Consider the following 17,569-nt stretch of genomic DNA (forward strand, 5'->3'; position numbering starts at 1 on the left):
TTGTATAGGACTGTCATGACTGTTTCGTTTGTCCACCTGCGTCTGCACACCGAGTATTCCCTGGTCGATGGTCTGGTGCGGGTCAAGCCGCTGATCAAGGCCGTGGCGAGTGTGGGCATGCCGGCGGTGGCGGTCACCGACATGAGCAACATGTGCTCGTTGGTCAAATTCTACAAAGCGGCTATGGGCGGCGGAATCAAGCCGATTTGTGGCGCCGACATCTGGCTGGCCGGCACCGATGATGACGGCCCACTCAGCCGCATGACCCTGCTGGCTACCAATGCCAAGGGCTACCGCAACCTGACCGAACTGGTTTCCCGCGGTTGGACCGAGGGGCAGCGCAACGACCAGGTGATCATCCAGCGCGACTGGGTCAAGGCCGCCGCCGAAGGTTTGATCGCGCTGTCTGGCTCCAAGGAGGGCGAGGTCGGTCATGCCCTGCTGAACGGCGAGTCAGCCGCAGCCGAAGCGTTGCTGCGCGAATGGCTGGAGGTGTTTCCACAGCGCTTCTACCTGGAAGTGCAGCGCACCAACAGGGTCAACGACGAGGAGCATTTGCACCTGGCGGTCGAGTTGGCAGCCAAGGTCGGGGCGTCGCTGGTGGCGACTAACGATGTGCGCTTTCTCAAACAGGATGATTTCGCCGCCCACGAGACCCGTGTGTGCATCGGTGAAGGTCGCAGCCTGGACGACCCGCGACGTCAGCGCAGCTATTCCGATCAGCAGTACCTGAAGAGCCCGGAAGAGATGGCCGAGTTGTTCAGCGACCTGCCGGAGGCGCTGGAAAATACCGTCGAGATTGCCCGGCGCTGCAATATCGAAGTGCAGATGGGCAAGTACTTCCTACCCGACTTCCCGGTGCCGGCCGGGATGACCATGGACGAGTACTTTCGCAAGGTTTCCTTCGACGGCCTCGACGAGCGCCTGGAAGTAAGGCTACCTAAGGACACGCCGGACTACGACGCGAAGAAGCAGGTGTATATCGATCGGCTGAACTTCGAGCTGAATATCATCATCCAGATGGGCTTCCCCGGTTACTTCCTGATCGTCATGGACTTCATCAAGTGGGCGAAGAACAACGGCGTGCCGGTCGGCCCTGGTCGTGGGTCGGGTGCCGGCTCGCTGGTGGCCTATGTGCAGAAGATCACCGACCTCGATCCGTTGGCCTATGACCTGCTGTTTGAACGCTTCCTCAACCCGGAGCGGGTCTCCATGCCCGACTTCGACGTCGACTTCTGCATGGACGGCCGCGACCGGGTAATTGATTACGTCGCCGAGAAATACGGGCGTAACGCGGTCAGCCAGATCATCACCTTCGGCACCATGGCGGCCAAGGCGGTGGTGCGTGACGTGGCGCGGGCCCAGGGCAAACCCTATGGCCTGGCCGATCGTCTGTCGAAGATGATTCCCTTCGAAGTTGGCATGACCCTGGAAAAAGCCTACGAGATGGAGGAACCGCTGCGCGACTTCCTCAAGGTCGACGAGGATGCCCGGGAAATCTGGGAAATGTCGCGCAAGCTCGAGGGCATCACCCGTGGTACCGGCAAGCACGCCGGCGGCGTGGTTATCGCGCCGACCAAACTCACCGATTTCTCGCCGATTGCTTGCGATGACGAAGGCGGCAGTCTGGTCACTCAGTTCGACAAGGATGATGTGGAAACCGCGGGTCTGGTGAAGTTCGACTTCCTCGGTCTGCGCACCCTGACGATCATCAAGTGGGCGATGGAGACGATCAACCGCGAGCAGGCCAAGCAAGGCCTGCCGGACCTGAATATCGACTTCATTCCGCTGGATGACAAACCGACCTTCCAGATGTTGCAGAAGGCCGAGACCACTGCGGTGTTCCAGCTCGAGTCGCGCGGCATGAAGGAGCTGATCAAGAAGCTCAAGCCGGACTGCCTGGAAGACATGATCGCCCTGGTGGCCCTGTTCCGTCCGGGCCCGTTGCAGTCGGGCATGGTCGACGACTTCATCAACCGCAAGCACGGTCGTGAGCCGATTTCTTATCCGCATCAGGACTATCAGTATCCGGGCCTGGAGCCCGTGCTTAAGCCCACCTACGGCATCATCCTGTATCAGGAACAGGTGATGCAGATCGCCCAGGTCATGGCCGGCTACACCCTCGGTGGCGCGGATATGCTGCGCCGCGCCATGGGTAAGAAGAAGCCCGAGGAGATGGCCAAGCAGCGCGGCGGCTTTATCGAGGGCTGCACGAGCAACGGCATCGATGCGAACCTGTCGGGCAATATCTTCGATCTGGTGGAAAAGTTCGCCGGCTACGGCTTCAATAAATCCCACTCGGCCGCTTATGGTTTGCTCTCTTACCAGACGGCCTGGCTCAAGGCGCACCACTCGGCTGCCTTCATGGCTGCGGTTTTGTCGGCAGATATGCACAACACCGACAAGGTCGTGACCCTGATCGAGGAGTGCCGCAGCATGAAGCTGCGCCTCGATGCGCCGGACGTGAATATTTCAGAATTCAAGTTCACGGTTACCGACGAAGGCTGGATCATCTATGGCCTGGGCGCGATCAAGGGGGTCGGCGAGGGGCCGGTCGAGGCCATCGTCGAGTCGCGCAAGGATGGTCCGTTCAAGGATCTGTTCGACTTCTGCTCGCGCGTCGACCTCAAACGCATCAACAAACGCACCCTGGAAGCGCTGATCCGCGGTGGCGCCCTGGATCGTATGGGGCCGTATTTCCACGAGGAAATAAAAGCCTACAAGGCCAATATTGATCGTAATCGCGCGGTGCTGTTGGCGGCGATGGAGGAGGCTGTGCAGGCGGCCGAGCAGACCTCGCGCAGCCATGATAGTGGCCATGTGGATCTATTTGGCGGGGTGTTTGCCGATGCCGAGATGGATGTTTATGCCAATCACCGCAAGGCCCGTGAGCTGTCGCTGAAGGAGCGCCTGAAAGGCGAGAAGGACACCCTCGGCCTGTATCTGACTGGGCATCCGATCGACGAATACGAAGGCGAGGTACGGCGCTTTGCCCGTCAGCGGATCATCGACCTCAAGCCGGCGCGCGGCGACCAGACGATTGCCGGTCTGATCGTCAACCTGCGGGTGATGAAGAACAAGAAGGGTGACAAGATGGGTTTCATCACCCTGGACGATCGCTCTGGGCGGATCGAGGCGTCGTTGTTCGCCGAAGCGTTTTCCAGCAATCAGGCGTTGTTGCAGAGCGATGCCCTGGTGGTGGTCGAGGGCGAGGTGAGTAACGATGATTTTTCCGGCGGTCTGCGTTTGCGGGCCAAGCGGGTGATGAGTCTGGAGGAGGCGCGGACCGGACTGGCCGACAGCCTGCGCTTGAAGATTGCCAGTAGTGCCCTGAAGGGCGATCGGCTGCGCTGGCTGGCCGATGTGTGCAAGCGCCATCGAGGTGCCTGCCCGATCACCCTGGAGTACACCGGTGAGGATGCGCGGGCCATGCTGCAGTTTGGCGAAGGCTGGAGAATCGATCCGGCCGACAGTCTGATTCAGGCATTGCGTGACCAGTTCGGGCGAGACAACGTCTTTCTGCACTACCGCTGATTTTTGAGGCCCCGGCTTCATGTGTTGGTTACGGCGCTCGTGGGTGGGATTGTGAATGAATCACCGGTTAGCGGTGATTTTTATCCAGACCCGAGTGTCGACCTGAATGCGCCTGTTCCTATAAGGTAGGCGCGAAACGGATACAGCTCCCCGGCCGCATGGCCGTCGACGCAAGACGGATGACTATGAACCCGAATTTTCTCGATTTCGAACAGCCGATCGCCGACCTGCAAGCCAAGATCGAAGAGCTTCGCCTGGTCGGTAACGACAACTCGTTGAACATCAGCGATGAGATCGCCCGCCTGCAGGTCAAGAGCAGTGCTCTGACCGAAAGTATTTTCAGTAATCTGAGCAGCTGGCAGATTGCCAAGCTCGCCCGTCACCCGCACCGGCCTTACACCCTGGACTATCTGCAGCACATCTTCACCGAATTTGACGAACTGCACGGTGATCGGCATTTCTCCGATGACCCGGCGATAGTCGGCGGTGTCGCCCGTCTGGACGGTGAGCCGGTGATGGTGGTCGGTCACCAGAAGGGCCGTGAGGTGCGCGAGAAGGTACGCCGCAATTTCGGCATGCCGCGCCCCGAAGGTTACCGCAAAGCCTGTCGCCTGATGGAAATGGCCGAGCGCTTCAAGATGCCGATCCTGACCTTTATAGACACCCCGGGCGCCTACCCGGGCATCGACGCCGAAGAGCGTGGGCAGAGCGAGGCGATTGCCTGGAACTTGCGGGTGATGGCGCGTCTGAAAACTCCGATCATCGCCACCGTGATTGGTGAGGGTGGTTCCGGCGGCGCTCTGGCGATCGGCGTTTGCGACCAGCTGAACATGCTGCAGTACTCGACCTACGCGGTGATTTCGCCGGAAGGTTGCGCCTCGATTCTGTGGAAAACTGCAGACAAGGCCCCGGATGCCGCGGAAGCCATGGGTATTACCGCTGAGCGCCTGAAAGGCCTGGGGATTGTCGATCAGGTGATTGGTGAGCCATTGGGCGGCGCCCATCGCGATCCAGTCGCTGCCGCCGAATCGGTGCGCCAGGAGCTGGCGGTTCAGTTGGCGATGCTGCGTAAATTCGATACCGCCGAACTGCTGGCGCGTCGTTATGAGCGCTTGATGAGCTACGGCATCGCCTGAGGGCGGTTGTAGGATGGGTGAATTTTCACCCATCCGGCGTCTGTAGCGATGGGCTGAAGCGGATCGCCGGCCGGCCCACCCTGCAGCCTGAAGTTGTGCCTATGTCCCTCGAATCCCGCGTGCTGACGGCTCTGGCTCCCTGGCGCGATGCGCCGGCCTGGCGTATCGCGCTTTCCGGTGGCCTGGATTCAACCGTGCTGCTGCATCTCCTGGTTAGTCTCGCGCAACGCGAGGCGTTACCGCCGCTTTCCGCTATTCATATTCATCACGGCTTGCAAGCAGTTGCCGATACCTGGCCGGCGCACTGTCGTCGGTTGTGTGATGCGCTGGGTGTGCCGCTGCAGGTGGAGCCGGTGCAGGTGCAGTCGGGTGCCAGCGTCGAGCGCGCCGCGCGGCAGGCGCGCTATGCGGCTTTTCGCGCGCTGCTGGGTCCGGGCGAGGTTTTGCTGGCAGCGCAGCATCGCGATGATCAGGCCGAGACTCTGCTGTTTCGCCTGCTGCGCGGCGCCGGCGTGCAAGGCTTAGCGGCCATGCAGCAGAGTCGGCCGCTCGGTGCCGGGCACCTGCTACGGCCGCTGTTGCAGTGTTCCCGTGCCGAGTTGCAGGCTTATGCCGGCGAACATCGGCTGCGCTGGGTAGAGGACCCGTCGAATGCCGATAGCCGCTTCTCGCGCAATTACTTGCGCCATCAGGTGTTGCCATTGCTGGCCCGGCGCTGGCCGCAGGCGACGGCCAACATAGCGCGTGCGGCAGCGCATCTGAGCGAGGCTGCGCAACTGCTCGATGAGCTGGCGCAGGAGGATTTGCAGGCTGCGCAGGTGCCCTGCGAGTTTACCTGGCTCAATCTGCCTAGCTTATCCCTGGCGCCGTTGCGGGCGTTGAGCGATGCCCGTCAACGCAACGCCTTGCGCTACTGGTTGCGCAGCCTGACCCCTATGCCGGACAGCGAGCACTGGGCCGGCTGGCGGGCGTTGCGCGATGCGGCCGGTGACGCCGTCCCGGTTTGGCGTCTGGCGGCAGGCGAGTTGCGTCGAGCCGACCAGCGGTTGTGGTGGCTCAGCGGCGACTGGCTGGGCATACCGCAAGCGCCTGCCGTTCAGCTCAGTCCTGGACGTTGGTTGCCGCTGGCAGGCAATGGTTGCGTGCGTGTCGAGGGCCAGTTGCCAGTCGGCGACTGGCGTTTAGCCTATCGCCAGGGGGGCGAGGTCATGAGCCTGCCTGGGCGCGGTCATCGCGATTTGAAGCGCTTGCTCAATGAGCGACAAGTGCCGGCGTTTGTCCGTCCGCGCTTGCCCCTGCTGTTGTGCAATGGCGAGTTGCAGGCCGTAGCCAATCTACCCGGTTTGGATGGGGCGGATAGTGGCCAATGGCAACTCAGTTGGCAGCCGCCGATGAGTGATCAAGGTTTGAGCTGGTAAGGCCTTTCCGGTAGACTACGCTCCCGTCTTACTAGAGCTTTTGCAGACCCCTTTTCGTCAAGAGAATGGAGTCGGCAATAGCTTGTCAATTGCGGCTTGTTCGTAATTGTGGCTTCGGCCTTCCTTCGCTTTCCCCGGCGGCGCTGACCGCCTAAACGCAGACTTCTAGGGTTTTTCATGACGCGCTTCATCTTCGTCACGGGTGGTGTTGTTTCTTCATTGGGGAAAGGCATCGCCTCGGCTTCATTGGCGGCTATCCTGGAGGCGCGGGGCCTGAAGGTCACGATGCTCAAGCTGGATCCCTATATCAACGTCGATCCGGGCACCATGAGTCCGTTCCAGCACGGTGAGGTGTTCGTCACCCACGACGGCGCCGAGACCGACCTCGACCTGGGTCACTACGAGCGGTTCATCCGCACCACCATGACCCAGGACAACAACTTCACCACCGGCCGGGTTTACGAACACGTGCTGCGCAAAGAGCGCCGTGGCGATTACCTGGGCGCGACCATTCAGGTCATCCCGCACATCACCGACGAGATCAAGCGCCGCATCATCAAGGGTGCCGGCGATGCCGATGTGGCCATGGTCGAGATCGGCGGCACCGTGGGCGACATCGAGTCGCAGCCGTTCCTCGAAGCCATCCGCCAGTTGCGCGTGGAAGTGGGCGCCAAGCGCGCCATGCTCATGCACCTGACGCTGGTGCCGTACATCGCGACTGCCGGCGAGACTAAGACCAAACCGACCCAGCATTCGGTGAAGGAACTGCGTTCCATCGGTCTGCAGCCCGACGTGCTGATCTGCCGCTCCGATCATCCGGTGGATATCTCCTCGCGGCGCAAGATCGCCCTGTTCACCAACGTCGAAGAGCGTGCGGTGATTTCCCTGGAAGACGTCGACACCATCTACAAGATTCCGGGCGTACTGCATGCCCAGGGAGTGGATGATTTCGTCGTTGAGCGCTTCGGTCTGGAGTGCGGCGGTGCCGATTTATCCGAGTGGGAGCGGGTGGTCGACGCCAAGCTCAACCCTGAGCATGAAGTCACCATCGCCATGGTCGGCAAGTACATGGAACTGCTGGATGCCTACAAGTCGCTGATCGAAGCGATGAGCCATGCCGGCATCCAGAGCCGCACCAAGGTCAACCTGCGCTATATCGACTCCGAAGACATCGAGAACCAGGGCACCGCCTTGCTCGAAGGCGTCGATGCGATTCTGGTGCCCGGCGGCTTCGGTCTGCGTGGTGTGGAAGGCAAGATCACCACTGTGCAGTTTGCCCGCGAGAACAAGATTCCTTACCTGGGTATCTGCCTGGGCATGCAGGTTGCGGTGATCGAGTTCGCCCGCAATGTGCTGGGCTGGAGTGATGCCAACTCCACCGAGTTCGACAACAGCAGCAGCCACCCGGTGGTCGGTCTGATCACCGAATGGCAGGACGCCACCGGCGTCACCGAGCAGCGCAGCAATGCCTCCGACCTGGGCGGCACCATGCGCCTCGGGGCTCAGGATTGCCAGCTGCTCAACGGCTCGCAAGTGCATCAGTGCTACGGCAAGGACGTAATTGTCGAGCGCCATCGCCATCGCTATGAAGTGAACAATAACCTGCTGCCGCAGCTGATCGAGGCTGGCCTCAAGGTCACCGGTCGTTCCGGTGACGGCGCCCTGGTCGAAGTGATAGAGGCGCCGGATCATCCGTGGTTCGTCGCCTGCCAGTTCCACCCGGAGTTCACTTCGACGCCGCGCGACGGTCATCCGCTGTTCAGCGGTTTCGTCAACGCCGCGCTGGCGCAGCACGCGAAGAAGGCATAAGGACATGACCAGAAGATCATCAAGGTCGGCGGCATCGACATCGCCAACGACAAGCCCTTCGTCTTGTTCGGTGGCATCAACGTCATCGAATCGCGCGATCTGGCCATGCGCGCCTGCGAAGAATATGTGCGGGTTACCGACAAACTGGGTATTCCGTTCGTGTTCAAGGCCAGTTTCGACAAGGCCAACCGCTCCTCAATCAGCTCGTTCCGCGGCCCCGGTCTGGAAGAGGGCATGAAGATCTTCGAAGAAGTGAAGAAGGCCTTCGGCGTGCCGCTGATCACCGACGTACACGAGCCACAGCAGGCTGCCCTGGTGGCGCAGGTGTGCGACATCATCCAATTGCCGGCATTTCTCTCGCGGCAAACCGACCTGGTGGTGGCGATGGCCAAGACCGGTGCGGTAATCAATATCAAGAAAGCCCAGTTCCTCGCACCCCAGGAGATGCAACATATCCTGGCCAAGTGTGTCGAAGCCGGCAACGATCAGTTGATCCTCTGCGAGCGTGGCAGCTCCTTCGGCTACAACAACCTGGTGGTGGACATGCTCGGCTTCGGCATCATGAAGCAGACCAACTACCCGGTGTTCTTCGACGTCACCCATGCCCTGCAGATGCCGGGCGGACGTGCCGACTCCGCCGGTGGTCGTCGTGCCCAGGTCACCGACCTGGCCAAGGCCGGCATGAGTCAGGGCCTGGCTGGGTTGTTCCTCGAAGCACACCCGGATCCAGACAACGCCAAGTGCGATGGTCCTTGTGCCTTGCGCCTGGACAAGCTGGAACCCTTCCTCACTCAGCTCAAGCAGCTGGATGATCTGATCAAGAGTTTTCCGCCGATTGAGACTGCCTGAAACGGTTTTTCTCCGGTAAAGTGCCGTCCGGGCATAATTTGACTATGTGGTCAGCTATCTGTCGCCTGCCGACCTTGCAGGCGGCCTGAACTCAATCCCTGGCGGTACCGTTCTCGTCAACTTTTTGGAGTGCTAAAAGCAATGGCAAAGATCGTCGACATCAAAGGCCGTGAGGTTCTCGACTCCCGTGGCAACCCGACTGTGGAAGCCGACGTGATTCTCGATAACGGCATCATCGGCAGTGCTTGCGCACCGTCCGGTGCCTCCACTGGTTCGCGCGAAGCGCTGGAACTGCGTGATGGCGACAAGAGCCGTTATATGGGCAAGGGCGTACTCAAGGCCGTAGCCAACATCAACGGTCCGATTCGTGACCTGTTGCTGGGCAAGGATCCGCTTGACCAGCAAGCCCTGGACCGCGCGATGATCGCCCTCGACGGTACTGAGAACAAAGCCACGCTGGGCGCCAACGCCATTCTCGCGGTGTCCCTGGCCGCCGCCAAAGCCGCCGCCCAGGACAACGACCTGCCGCTGTACGCGCACATTGCCAACCTCAATGGCACGCCGGGCGTCTACTCCATGCCGGTGCCAATGATGAACATCATCAATGGTGGCGAGCATGCCGACAACAACGTCGACATCCAGGAGTTCATGGTTCAGCCGGTAGGCGCCAAGACCTTCGCCGAAGCCCTGCGCATGGGCACCGAGATTTTCCATCACCTCAAGATCGTACTCAAAGCCCGTGGCTTGAGTACCTCGGTGGGTGATGAAGGTGGTTTCGCCCCTAACCTGGCCTCCAACGAAGACGCCCTGGCCGCCATTGCCGAGGCTGTGGCCAATGCCGGTTACACGTTGGGCGACGACGTCACCCTGGCCCTGGATTGCGCGTCCAGCGAGTTCTTCGCCGATGGCAAGTACGACCTGGCCGGTGAAGGCAAGGTGTTCGACGCCGCAGGCTTTAGCGATTACCTGGCGGGCCTTGCCGAGCGTTACCCGATCATCTCCATCGAAGACGGCATGGACGAGTCCGACTGGGCCGGTTGGAAAGTCCACACCGACAAGCTCGGTAGCAAGATGCAGCTGGTCGGCGACGACCTGTTCGTGACCAACACCAAGATCCTCAAGGAAGGCATCGACAAGGGCATCGCCAACTCGATCCTGATCAAGTTCAACCAGATCGGCACCCTGACCGAGACCCTGGAAGCCATCCAGATGGCCAAGGCAGCCGGCTACAGCGCGGTGATCTCCCACCGCAGCGGCGAAACCGAAGACTCGACTATCGCCGACCTGGCCGTGGGCACCGCTGCCGGCCAGATCAAGACTGGCTCGCTGTGCCGCTCCGATCGGGTGTCCAAGTACAATCAATTGCTGCGCATCGAAGAGCAACTGGCTGGTAAGGCGCCATATCGCGGCCGTGCCGAATTCCGTGGCTGAAAACTGCTGCGGGTTACGCTCGCGGCGTTTTCAGTGAGTGGTCGAGTCATGGTAAAAGAGGGGCGGCGCGAGTCGCCCCTCTTTTCGTCCGGATGCTTTTACTGTCATGCGTAGTCCTTATTGGTTGTTAGTCATCCTGATCCTGCTGCTGGTTGGCTTGCAGTATCGCCTGTGGGTGGGCGATGGCAGCCTGGCGCAGGTCACCGACTTGAGTCACCAGATCGCCGCTCAGCAAGGTGATAATCAGCGCCTGCTGGAGCGCAATCGTATTCTCGAAGCGGAAGTCATGGAGCTGAAACAGGGCATGGAAACCGTCGAGGAGCGCGCCCGCCATGAGCTGGGCATGGTCAAAGAGGGCGAGACTCTCTACCAGTTAACCGAATGACTAACAGCTAACCGAATGAAGACTTCCGTATTGCCGCATTTTTGGGCCCTGATCCCCGCCGCCGGGGTTGGCAGCCGCATGCGTGCCGACCGGCCCAAGCAATATCTGGAGCTGGCCGGTAAAACCATTCTGGAACACACCCTGGCCTGCTTTCTCGATCACCCGCAGCTGCAAGGCGTGGTGGTCAGTCTGGCGCTCGATGATCCCTACTGGCCGACTTTGGCGTGTGCCCACGATTCGCGTATCGCGCGCGCCGAGGGTGGACGCGAGCGCGCGGATTCGGTGCTCAATGGCTTGCAGCGCCTGACCGAACTGGGGGCGCAGGAGCGCGATTGGGTGTTGGTGCATGATGCGGCGCGGCCCAATCTGGCGCGCCAGGACCTGGATAACCTGCTGGCCGAGCTGGCCGATGATCCGGTTGGCGGCCTGCTCGCGGTGCCTGTGCGCGACACCTTGAAGCGTGCCGGGTCTGATGGTCGGGTGCTGCAGACCGTCGACCGTTCGCTGATCTGGCAGGCCTACACGCCGCAGATGTTCCGCCTTGGCTTGCTGCACCGTGCGCTGGCAGAGGCTTTGGCCGCCGAGGTGGCGATTACCGATGAGGCATCGGCTGTCGAATGGCTCGGGCAGGCGCCGCGCTTGGTCGAGGGCCGCGCCGATAACCTCAAGGTGACCCGGCCCGAAGACCTCGATTGGCTGCGCCAGCGCTGGGCCGAGCGCTGCTGATATAGACCTGTCATGTGGGGCGCCGGAGCGAAGTGGTTGAACGCCGCGATTGGCGTCGTTGATGATGACGCGGCGCGCGGGTCGCGTCATCAGGGGCGATATTCCCTGCGTTGCGCCAACCCTGCCTTGAGGGCGTCCACCAGCTGGCGCACTTTCGGCGATAGATGCCGTTGCTGGGGATAGAGTGCCCAGACCGCGGTGTTGGGCGGCTGCTGGTTGTCCAGCAAGGAGACCAGGGCGCCGCTGCGCAGATGTTCCAGTACGTAGTAGTCCGGCAACTGACACAAGCCCAGGCCGCGCAAGGCCGCATCGAGCACCGCCTGGCCGCTGTTGCAGCGCCAGTTGCCTTGCACGCGTTGCGAGGCTTCGCGGCCGTTGAGCTGGAAACTCCAGGTATCCGAACTGCCGATCAGGCAGTTGTGCCGGCTCAGTTCGGACAGGCTGTGCGGGCGGCCGTAGTGCTGCAGATAATCTGGCGCCGCGCACAGGTACATGCGTCGGGGGGCCAGGCGTGTGGCGACCAGTCGCGAATCTTGCAAGCGGCCCAGGCGAATGGCCACATCCAGGCCTTCATGAACCATGTCCAGGTTGCGGTTGCTCAACTCAATGTCCACCCGCAATTGCGGGTGACGCGTCATGAAGCCCGTCACCAAGGGCACGATAAAGCGCTCGCCATAGGCTACGGCGCAGGTCATGCGCAACAGTCCCTTGGGTTCGCTGCCAAGGTCGCCGACCGCGCGCAGGGCTTCTTCGCGGGCATCCTGCAGGCGTTGGCAATGTTGCAGGAAGGTTTGCCCGGCTTCGGTCAGGGCCACGCGCCGGGTGCTGCGGTAGAACAGGCGGGTTTGCAGGCGCTCTTCCAAACGGGCGACCTGGCGGCTGACCTGCGAGGAGGACAGGCCCAGGCGCTCGGCGGCGGCGGTAAATTGGCCGCACTCGGCCACCGCAACGAATTCATCCAGGCCTTCCCAGCGATTCATGATGTCTGCTCCTTCCCGATCCTGATGCGCTCAAGCGGCCGCTGAGGTGCTTGCAGCTTCTGGCTATTATCCCTGAATGGCAATAATGTTTTGCCATAACGCCAATTATTACTTCGTAGAGGGTGATCTATACTCTTCGCCACTGTAATAGCCCGTCGGAGAGCGATCATGATCAAGTCACGTGCTGCGGTAGCCTTTGCCGCCAACCAACCGCTGCAAATCGTCGAAGTGGATGTCGAACCGCCAAAAGCTGGTGAAGTGCTGGTGCGCATCGTTGCCACTGGTGTCTGTCACACCGATGCCTTCACCCTGTCCGGCGATGATCCGGAGGGGCTCTTCCCGGCGATTCTCGGTCACGAAGGCGGCGGCATCGTCGAGGCGGTAGGCGAGGGCGTCACCTCGTTGGCGGTCGGTGATCATGTGATCCCGCTGTACACCGCCGAATGCCGTACCTGCAAATTCTGCACCTCGGGCAAAACCAATCTGTGCCAAGCCGTGCGTGCCACCCAGGGCAAGGGCCTGATGCCGGACGGCACCTCGCGCTTCTCCTACCAGGGCCAGCCGATCTACCACTACATGGGCTGCTCGACGTTCTCCGAGTACACCGTGCTGCCGGAAATCTCCCTGGCCAAGATTCCCAAGGAAGCGCCGCTGGAGAAGGTCTGCCTGCTCGGTTGTGGCGTCACCACGGGCATCGGTGCGGTATTGAACACGGCCAAGGTGGAAGAGGGCGCGACCGTGGCGATCTTCGGTCTCGGCGGCATCGGCCTGGCGGCGATTATCGGCGCCAAGATGGCCAAAGCCTCACGGATCATCGTGATTGACATCAACCCGGCTAAGTTCGACATCGCCAAGGAGCTCGGTGCCACCGACTTCATCAACCCGAAAGAGCACAGTAAGCCGATTCAGGACGTCATAGTCGAGTTGACCGATGGCGGTGTGGATTACTCCTTCGAGTGTGTTGGCAATGTGCAGTTGATGCGCGCCGCGCTGGAGTGCTGCCACAAGGGTTGGGGCGAGTCGGTGATCGTCGGTGTGGCCGGTGCGGGGCAGGAAATCTCCACGCGTCCGTTCCAGCTGGTTACCGGGCGAGTCTGGCGTGGTTCGGCGTTCGGTGGGGTGAAAGGCCGTACCGAACTGCCGAGCTATGTGGAGAAGGCGCAGAAGGGTGAAATCCCGCTGGATACCTTTATTACCCACAACATGCCGCTGGAAGATATCAACAAGGCCTTCGATTTGTTGCATGAAGGCAAAAGCATCCGTACGGTCATCCATTTCTAGGGTGCATGCGCCCCGCCTGCTGCGGGGCGATTTGGGCTGGGGAGCATTGGGTTGCCCCTGCAAATCCTATTTTGTGTGAGCTGAAACATGACTCTTGAAAACCTATCCTGCCAGAAAAGCTTCGGCGGCTGGCACAAGCGCTACCGGCATCGTTCGAGTACGCTCAACTGCGACATGGTGTTCGCTGTCTACCTGCCGCCGCAGGCCGAGCAGGGCGCCAAGCTGCCGGTGCTCTACTGGCTGTCGGGGCTGACTTGCAATGACGAGAACTTCATGCAGAAGGCCGGCGCCCACCGGCTGGCCGCCGAACTGGGCTTGATCATAGTCGCGCCGGACACCAGTCCGCGCGGGCCTGATGTGCCGGGCGACCCGGATGGCGCCTGGGATTTCGGTCTGGGTGCCGGTTTCTATCTCAACGCCACGCAAGAACCCTGGGCGCGCAATTACCGCATGCACGACTATGTGGTGCAGGAGTTGCCGGCGCTGATCGAGGCTAACTTCCCGGTCTCGGCCAAGCGCGGCATCAGTGGTCACTCCATGGGCGGGCATGGCGCGCTGGTCTGCGCCTTGCGCAACCCAGGGCGTTACCAGTCGCTGTCGGCCTTCGCGCCGATCGGCAATCCGTCCAACTGCCCCTGGGGCGAGAAGGCGTTTTCCCGCTATCTTGGCGATGAGCGTTCGCGCTGGCGCGAGTGGGATGCCTGTGCGCTGATCGCCGATGCAAGCGAGCGTTTGCCGATCCTGATCGATCAGGGCGATCGCGATGATTTTCTCGACGGTCAGCTCAAACCTCAGGCTCTGCAGAGCGCCGCGCAGGCCGCCGGGCATCCGCTGACCCTGCGCCTGCAACCCGGCTATGACCACAGCTACTACTTCATCGCCAGCTTTATCGAAGACCACCTGCGTCATCATGCGCAGGCTCTGGCGTAGGGGCGCGCTGCACACCGCTCAGTGGTTGCGCAAAGAGAGTTCGCCGTGCTGCTGGCCGATTGCCGGTGCGCACGGCGCGCCCTACAGTCAGGCTGCTGCATGTAGAATCAGGCCCTGACTTTTGCAGGACGTTGCACTTATGCGTATTGGCCACGGCTACGATGTACACCGTTTCGGCGAGGGCGAGTTCATCACCCTCGGCGGCGTACGGATTCCCCACAGTTTCGGGCTGATCGCCCATTCCGATGGCGATGTGCTGCTGCATGCGCTCGCCGATGCCTTGCTCGGCGCCGCAGCACTGGGCGATATCGGTAAGCATTTTCCCGACACCGATCCGACCTTCAAGGGCGCTGACAGCCGTATGCTGCTGCGGCATGTCCTGGGTTTGCTGCAGGCCAAAGGCTGGCAGGTGGGTAATGTCGACGCCACCATAATCGCCCAGACGCCGAAGATGGCCGCGCATATCCAACAAATGCGCAGCCTGATCGCCGAGGATCTGCAGGTCACGCTGGATCAGGTCAACGTCAAGGCTACCACCACCGAGAAACTCGGCTTCACCGGCCGCGAAGAAGGCATCGCGGTGCATGCCGTCGCGCTGTTGGTCGCCCGATGAACGAACTCGAACTGCTAGGCCCGCGCGGCCATGGCGAGCCGTGCGGTACCGCGGTGCTCAAGGCCGTGGCGGAAGACTTCCAGGTCGATGAGGTGCTGGATATTCCCCTGGCTGGTGAGGGTGAACACCTCTGGCTATGGGTCGAAAAACGCGAGCTGAATACCGAAGAGGTAGCCAAGCGCATCGCCCGCGCCGCTGGCGTTTCAATCCGCATGATCAGCTATGCCGGACTCAAGGATCGCCAGGCTTTGACCCGTCAATGGTTCAGTCTGCACCTGCCAGGCAAGGCAGATCCTGACTTGAGCGGCGCCGAAGACGCCAGCTTGGCGATCCTCAAACAGCTGCGTCATACACGTAAATTGCAGCGCGGTGCACATGCGGCCAATGGTTTTACCCTGCGTTTGACTCAACTCAAGGCTGATCGCGAAGCCTTGGATATACGTCTTACGCAAATAGCCGCTGAGGGCATCCCTAACTACTACGGCTTGCAGCGCTTTGGCTTCGAAGGGGGGAACGTCGCCCATGCACGGCACTTTGCCGAATCTAAAACCTTGCCTGAGAAGCGTAATGTCCGTTCGCGAGTACTGTCCGCAGCGCGCAGCTATTTATTTAATCGCGTACTGGCGCAGCGGGTCGCCGCCGACACCTGGAATCAGGCGCTGCTGGGTGATCTGCTGGCCTTTACCGATAGCCGCAGTTTTTTTCCTGCCGGTGAGGCTGAATGCTCGGATCCACGCTTGGCAATTCTGGATTTGCACCCGACCGGACCCTTGTGGGGCGCGGGTGCCTCGACGGCCGGCGGAGTCGCTCAGGCACTGGAGCAGACGGTCGCCGAGGATGAGCGTGCCTTGGTCGACTGGTTGGCAGAAGCGGGGATGACACACGAACGGCGTATCCTGCGCCTCCCCATTGGCGGTTTGACGTGGCATTATCCCGAGCCTGACATTCTGCAACTGGAATTCGTCCTGCCGGCTGGATGCTTTGCCACCGTCTTAGTGCGCGAGCTAGTCGATCTGTTGCCTGCAGGGCAAACGGACAACCCATGCGTATTCTGATTTCTAACGATGATGGCGTGGCAGCGCCAGGCCTTGCCGCGCTGCATGCTGCTTTGGCCGATTATGCCGAGTGCGTGGTAATCGCACCCGATCAGGACCGAAGTGGTGCCAGCAGCTCGCTGACCCTCGACCGTCCGCTGCACCCTTGCACCTTGCCCAACGGCTTTATCAGCCTCAACGGTACGCCTACCGACTGTGTGCATCTGGGCCTGAACGGACTGCTGCCGCAGGTGGCCGACCTGGTCGTGGCGGGTATCAACCTGGGCGCTAATCTGGGCGATGACGTGCTCTATTCCGGCACGGTGGCCGCCGCGTTGGAAGGCCGTTTTCTGGCCCGTCCGGCGTTCGCGTTCTCCCTGCTTTCGCGGCAGCCGGATAATCTGCCGACTGCCGCCTATTTTGCGCGCAAGCTGGTGGAGGCTCATGAGCAGCTGGAGTTGCCACCACGCACCGTGCTCAACGTGAATATTCCCAACCTGCCGTTGGAGCATATCCGTGGTATCCAGCTGACTCGCCTGGGCCATCGTGCCCGTGCCGCTGCGCCGGTCAAGGTGATCAACCCACGCGGCAAGGAGGGCTACTGGATTTCGGTCGCTGGCGATGCCGAAGATGGCGGGCCGGGTACTGATTTCCATGCGGTGATGCAGGGCTTCGTCTCTGTTACCCCGTTGCAGTTGGATCGTACCTTTCAGGATGGCCTCAGCAGTCTGCAACCTTGGTTAGAGGGTTTGCTCTGATGAGGCGTGAGCAAGACGAGTTGCATCATCGCGGCATCGGCATGACTTCGCAGCGAACTCGCGAGCGGCTGATTCAGCGGCTGTATGAAGAGGGATTGTCCAACGCTCAGGTGCTGGAAACGATCCGTCGCACACCGCGCCACCTGTTCGTTGATGAAGCCTTGGCCCATCGCGCCTATGAAGACACCGCGCTGCCGATCGGCCACAACCAGACCATTTCGCAGCCTTACATGGTTGCGCGCATGAGCGAATTGCTGCTGGCCGCCGGCCCCTTGGACAAGGTGTTGGAAATTGGCACCGGCTCTGGTTATCAGACGGCAATTCTCGCCCAGTTGGTCGAGCGGGTTTTCAGCGTCGAGCGTATTCAAGGGTTGCAGGAAAGGGCCAAGGAACGCATGACCGAGTTGAACTTGCGCAACGTGGTGTTTCGCTGGGGTGATGGTTGGGAGGGATGGCCGGCCCTGGCACCCTACAACGGTATCATTGTCACCGCGGCTGCCAGTGAGGTGCCTCAGGCTCTACTCGATCAGTTGGCGCCGGGTGGACGTCTGGTGATCCCGGTCGGTGCCGGCGATGTGCAGCAGTTGCTGCTGATCGTCCGTGAAGAGCAGGGGTTTGCCAGGCATGTGCTGGATGCCGTGCGCTTCGTTCCCTTGCTCAATGGGCCCTTGGCCTGATCGTTAGC

The 17,569-nt window shown here is 61.2% G+C and carries 15 protein-coding genes; 14 read left to right on the forward strand and 1 reads right to left on the reverse strand.

Features of this window, described 5'->3' with window-relative positions:
* The first annotated feature begins 15 nt into the window (after window positions 1–15).
* The 8 genes from dnaE (at window position 16) to ispD (ending at window position 11,288) form a co-directional block, all read left to right on the forward strand.
* Complete coding sequence (dnaE, locus tag B2D37_RS01785) at window positions 16–3,534, forward strand: DNA polymerase III subunit alpha (RefSeq protein ID WP_079201114.1); 3,519 nt, start codon at window positions 16–18, stop codon at window positions 3,532–3,534.
* A gap of 185 nt (window positions 3,535–3,719) precedes the next feature.
* A complete protein-coding gene (accA, locus tag B2D37_RS01790) occupies window positions 3,720–4,670 on the forward strand; it encodes an acetyl-CoA carboxylase carboxyl transferase subunit alpha (RefSeq protein WP_079201115.1) in 951 nt (316 codons plus the stop codon).
* Between the two features lie 101 nt (window positions 4,671–4,771).
* Complete coding sequence (gene tilS / locus B2D37_RS01795) at window positions 4,772–6,088, forward strand: tRNA lysidine(34) synthetase TilS (protein WP_079201116.1); 1,317 nt, start codon at window positions 4,772–4,774, stop codon at window positions 6,086–6,088.
* 177 nt (window positions 6,089–6,265) lie between these two features.
* Window positions 6,266–7,897 carry a CTP synthase gene (locus B2D37_RS01800; protein ID WP_079201117.1) on the forward strand — a complete coding sequence of 544 codons (1,632 nt, stop codon included), beginning with the start codon at window positions 6,266–6,268 and terminating at the stop codon, window positions 7,895–7,897.
* Between the two features lie 15 nt (window positions 7,898–7,912).
* A complete protein-coding gene (gene kdsA / locus B2D37_RS01805; RefSeq protein ID WP_079201118.1) occupies window positions 7,913–8,746 on the forward strand; it encodes a 3-deoxy-8-phosphooctulonate synthase in 834 nt (277 codons plus the stop codon).
* A gap of 141 nt (window positions 8,747–8,887) precedes the next feature.
* Window positions 8,888–10,177: a phosphopyruvate hydratase gene (eno, locus tag B2D37_RS01810; RefSeq protein WP_079201119.1), complete on the forward strand. Its 1,290-nt coding sequence runs from the start codon at window positions 8,888–8,890 to the stop codon at window positions 10,175–10,177.
* 106 nt (window positions 10,178–10,283) lie between these two features.
* Window positions 10,284–10,562: a cell division protein FtsB gene (gene ftsB / locus B2D37_RS01815; RefSeq protein WP_079201120.1), complete on the forward strand. Its 279-nt coding sequence runs from the start codon at window positions 10,284–10,286 to the stop codon at window positions 10,560–10,562.
* A 15-nt stretch (window positions 10,563–10,577) separates the two neighbouring features.
* Window positions 10,578–11,288, forward strand: a complete 711-nt coding sequence (ispD, locus tag B2D37_RS01820) for a 2-C-methyl-D-erythritol 4-phosphate cytidylyltransferase (RefSeq protein ID WP_079201121.1) — start codon at window positions 10,578–10,580, stop codon at window positions 11,286–11,288.
* A gap of 89 nt (window positions 11,289–11,377) precedes the next feature.
* On the opposite strand, the gene B2D37_RS01825 is transcribed toward ispD, so the two are convergent.
* Window positions 11,378–12,268 (reverse strand): LysR substrate-binding domain-containing protein, encoded by an 891-nt coding sequence (locus B2D37_RS01825; protein WP_079201122.1) that lies wholly within the window; start codon window positions 12,266–12,268, stop codon window positions 11,378–11,380.
* 168 nt (window positions 12,269–12,436) lie between these two features.
* On the opposite strand from B2D37_RS01825, the gene B2D37_RS01830 reads away from it, so the two are divergent.
* The 6 genes from B2D37_RS01830 (at window position 12,437) to B2D37_RS01855 (ending at window position 17,561) form a co-directional block, all read left to right on the forward strand.
* A complete protein-coding gene (locus B2D37_RS01830) occupies window positions 12,437–13,549 on the forward strand; it encodes an S-(hydroxymethyl)glutathione dehydrogenase/class III alcohol dehydrogenase (RefSeq protein WP_079201123.1) in 1,113 nt (370 codons plus the stop codon).
* Window positions 13,550–13,636: 87 nt separating this feature from the next.
* Window positions 13,637–14,479 (forward strand): S-formylglutathione hydrolase, encoded by an 843-nt coding sequence (fghA, locus tag B2D37_RS01835; RefSeq protein ID WP_079201124.1) that lies wholly within the window; start codon window positions 13,637–13,639, stop codon window positions 14,477–14,479.
* A gap of 139 nt (window positions 14,480–14,618) precedes the next feature.
* Window positions 14,619–15,092: a 2-C-methyl-D-erythritol 2,4-cyclodiphosphate synthase gene (gene ispF, locus B2D37_RS01840; RefSeq protein WP_079201125.1), complete on the forward strand. Its 474-nt coding sequence runs from the start codon at window positions 14,619–14,621 to the stop codon at window positions 15,090–15,092.
* A complete protein-coding gene (gene truD, locus B2D37_RS01845; RefSeq protein WP_079201126.1) occupies window positions 15,089–16,147 on the forward strand; it encodes a tRNA pseudouridine(13) synthase TruD in 1,059 nt (352 codons plus the stop codon). The genes ispF and truD overlap by 4 nt, the downstream gene beginning before the upstream one ends.
* Entirely contained in the window at window positions 16,135–16,884 is a 750-nt protein-coding gene (surE, locus tag B2D37_RS01850) for a 5'/3'-nucleotidase SurE (RefSeq protein ID WP_079201127.1), read from the forward strand. The genes truD and surE overlap by 13 nt, the downstream gene beginning before the upstream one ends.
* 41 nt (window positions 16,885–16,925) lie before the next feature.
* Entirely contained in the window at window positions 16,926–17,561 is a 636-nt protein-coding gene (locus tag B2D37_RS01855) for a protein-L-isoaspartate(D-aspartate) O-methyltransferase (protein WP_177345257.1), read from the forward strand.
* Window positions 17,562–17,569 lie beyond the last annotated feature (8 nt).

Origin of the sequence: Pseudomonas sp. CC6-YY-74, from assembly GCF_002025205.1 — a bacterium.
Taxonomy (GTDB): Bacteria; Pseudomonadota; Gammaproteobacteria; order Pseudomonadales; family Pseudomonadaceae; genus Aquipseudomonas; species Aquipseudomonas paeninsulae.

Excerpts from the sequence above, each read along its gene's own strand:
- B2D37_RS01800 (WP_079201117.1), top strand. The coding sequence starts at position 6,266 with ATGACGCGCTTCATCTTCGTCACGGGTGGTGTTGTTTCTTCATTGGGG.
- fghA (WP_079201124.1), top strand. The coding sequence starts at position 13,637 with ATGACTCTTGAAAACCTATCCTGCCAGAAAAGCTTCGGCGGCTGGCAC.
- surE (WP_079201127.1), top strand. The coding sequence starts at position 16,135 with ATGCGTATTCTGATTTCTAACGATGATGGCGTGGCAGCGCCAGGCCTT.
- truD (WP_079201126.1), top strand. The coding sequence starts at position 15,089 with ATGAACGAACTCGAACTGCTAGGCCCGCGCGGCCATGGCGAGCCGTGC.
- eno (WP_079201119.1), top strand. The coding sequence starts at position 8,888 with ATGGCAAAGATCGTCGACATCAAAGGCCGTGAGGTTCTCGACTCCCGT.
- B2D37_RS01855 (WP_177345257.1), top strand. The coding sequence starts at position 16,926 with ATGACTTCGCAGCGAACTCGCGAGCGGCTGATTCAGCGGCTGTATGAA.
- tilS (WP_079201116.1), top strand. The coding sequence starts at position 4,772 with ATGTCCCTCGAATCCCGCGTGCTGACGGCTCTGGCTCCCTGGCGCGAT.
- B2D37_RS01830 (WP_079201123.1), top strand. The coding sequence starts at position 12,437 with ATGATCAAGTCACGTGCTGCGGTAGCCTTTGCCGCCAACCAACCGCTG.
- ispD (WP_079201121.1), top strand. The coding sequence starts at position 10,578 with ATGAAGACTTCCGTATTGCCGCATTTTTGGGCCCTGATCCCCGCCGCC.
- ftsB (WP_079201120.1), top strand. The coding sequence starts at position 10,284 with ATGCGTAGTCCTTATTGGTTGTTAGTCATCCTGATCCTGCTGCTGGTT.
- dnaE (WP_079201114.1), top strand. The coding sequence starts at position 16 with ATGACTGTTTCGTTTGTCCACCTGCGTCTGCACACCGAGTATTCCCTG.
- accA (WP_079201115.1), top strand. The coding sequence starts at position 3,720 with ATGAACCCGAATTTTCTCGATTTCGAACAGCCGATCGCCGACCTGCAA.
- ispF (WP_079201125.1), top strand. The coding sequence starts at position 14,619 with ATGCGTATTGGCCACGGCTACGATGTACACCGTTTCGGCGAGGGCGAG.
- B2D37_RS01825 (WP_079201122.1), bottom strand. The coding sequence starts at position 12,268 with ATGAATCGCTGGGAAGGCCTGGATGAATTCGTTGCGGTGGCCGAGTGC.